The 2,030-nt window shown below is 71.7% G+C and carries 2 protein-coding genes; both read left to right on the top strand.

All coding sequences use genetic code 11. The features are described 5' to 3' along the window. Nucleotides 1–237 precede the first annotated feature (237 nt). Nucleotides 238–1,767 carry an AbgT family transporter gene (locus VGR37_13660; GenBank protein HEV2148443.1) on the top strand — a complete coding sequence of 510 codons (1,530 nt, stop codon included), beginning with the start codon at nt 238–240 and terminating at the stop codon, nt 1,765–1,767. 5 nt (nt 1,768–1,772) lie between these two features. Then, nucleotides 1,773–2,030 (top strand): hypothetical protein (locus VGR37_13655; GenBank protein ID HEV2148442.1); only part of this gene is annotated, 258 nt, incomplete at its 3' end.

The following is a 2,030-nucleotide window of genomic DNA, read 5'->3' as shown; positions in this document are numbered from 1 at the left end:
AGGGTGGCGAGGAGGGGCGGCCGCGCAAGCGCACCGGCGGCGCCCCGGAGTGGGCGCCCAAGGGGGGGAAGAAGCGCCGGCCGTAGCACGGCGGCGGCTCCCCCGCCGCACCCGTCCCGACGCGCCCCCGCTCCACGCCGGAGCGGGGGCGCGTTGACACGTGCCTCCCCGCCCCGGTAGAATCGGCCTTCTACCGCCGCGCCCGCGGCACCCTCGTCTCCCACACACCGACCTGTCATGGAAGCCACGGAACGGCCCGGCTCGCCCCTGATGCGCGCGCTGGGGTTCATCGAGCGCGTGGGCAACGCCCTCCCGCACCCGGGAACCCTCTTCGCCGGGATGGCGCTCCTGGTGGTGGTGCTGTCGGGCGTCTTCGCGCAGTTCGACCTGGCGGTCACCCACCCCGGCACGGGGGAGGTCATCCGCCCGGTGAACCTCCTCTCCGTGGAGGGGCTGCACCGGATCCTGACCTCCATGGTCACCAACTTCACCGGCTTCGCCCCGCTGGGGACGGTGCTGGTGGCCATGCTCGGGATCGGGATCGCGGAGGCCAGCGGCGTCATCGGGACCTCGCTGCGGCTGCTGGTGCTCTCCGCGCCGGAACGGCTGCTCACCTTCGTGATCGTCTTCGCCGGGATCCTCTCCAACACCGCCAGCGAGATCGGCTACGTGCTCCTGGTGCCGCTGGCGGCGACCATCTTCCTGGCGGCGGGCCGCCACCCGCTGGTGGGGCTGGCCGCCGCCTTCGCGGGGGTGTCCGGCGGCTACAGCGCCAACCTGCTGCTGGGCACGGTGGACCCGCTGCTCGCCGGGCTCTCGGAGGAGGCGGCGCGGATCGTGGCCCCCACCTACGAGGTGAACGCCACCGCCAACTACTACTTCATGTTCGTCTCCACCTTCTTCATCGCCGCGGCGGGGACGTGGGTGACGGAGCGGGTGGTGGCGCCCCGGTTCGGCGAGTACCACGGGAGCGAGAAGGCGGAGGAGCTGCGGGGGCTGGACGCCGACGAGCGGCGCGGGCTGCTGTACACGGCCATCACCCTGGCGGTGATCACCGTGCTCCTCCTCTGGGGGACGGTGCCTGAGAACGGCTTCCTGCGCGACCCCGAGACGGGGAGCCTGCTGCGCTCGCCGTTCATGTCGGGGATCGTGGCGCTGATCTTCATCGTCTTCGGCGCGGCGGGGCTGGCGTACGGGATCGGCGCGAGGACCTTCCGCAACGACTCCGACGTGATGCGCGGGATGGGGAAGGCCATGGAGACGCTGGGCCTGTACCTGGTGCTCGTCTTCTTCGCGGCCCAGTTCGTGGCCTACTTCAACTGGACCAACCTGGGGCTGATCGTGGCCGTCAAGGGCGCGCAGCTCCTGTCCGCGGCCGGGCTGGGGGCCATCCCGCTGATGATCGGCTTCATCCTGGTGTCCGCCTTCATCAACCTGTTCATGGGGAGCGCCTCGGCGAAATGGGCGATCATGGCCCCCGTGTTCATCCCCATGTTCATGCTGCTGGGGTACACGCCGGAGCTCGTCCAGGCGGCGTACCGGATCGGCGACAGCACCACCAACATCATCTCGCCGATGATGACGTACTTCGCCCTGATCGTGGCCTTCGTGGAGCGGTACGACCCGAAGGCGGGGATCGGGACGGTGATCGCCACGATGCTCCCGTACACGGTGGCCTTCCTGGTGGTGTGGACGGTGATGCTGATCGTGTGGATGCTGCTGGGGATCCCGGTGGGGCCCGGGGCGGGGCTGTACATGGCGCGGTAGGCGCGATGCGCCGGCGGGTCCGGGCCGGGGACGGGCTCTGGGAGCTGGCGTCGGGGCTGGACCCGCTCGCAGGGGAGCCGGTGCGCTTTGACCGCGCCGGGGACGCGCGCCGCTTCGTCCGGCGGATCGCCGCCGAGGAGGGGACGGCCACGCTGCGCGAGCTGCTGGCCGCCGAGTCGCCCGGCGCGGGGATCCACCGGATGAGCGACGTGCAGGTGGTGGAGCGCCTGGCCGCGGAGATCGCGGCGGGCGCGGTCCGCGTC

This window comes from Longimicrobiaceae bacterium, from assembly GCA_035936415.1.
GTDB lineage: Bacteria > Gemmatimonadota > Gemmatimonadetes > Longimicrobiales > Longimicrobiaceae > JAFAYN01.
The sequence above is the reverse complement of the archived record's forward strand: the minus strand, read 5'-3'. Positions and strand labels throughout refer to the sequence as shown.

Coding starts and splice junctions, on each gene's coding strand:
- VGR37_13660 (HEV2148443.1), top strand. CDS start 238: ATGGAAGCCACGGAACGGCCCGGCTCGCCCCTGATGCGCGCGCTGGGG.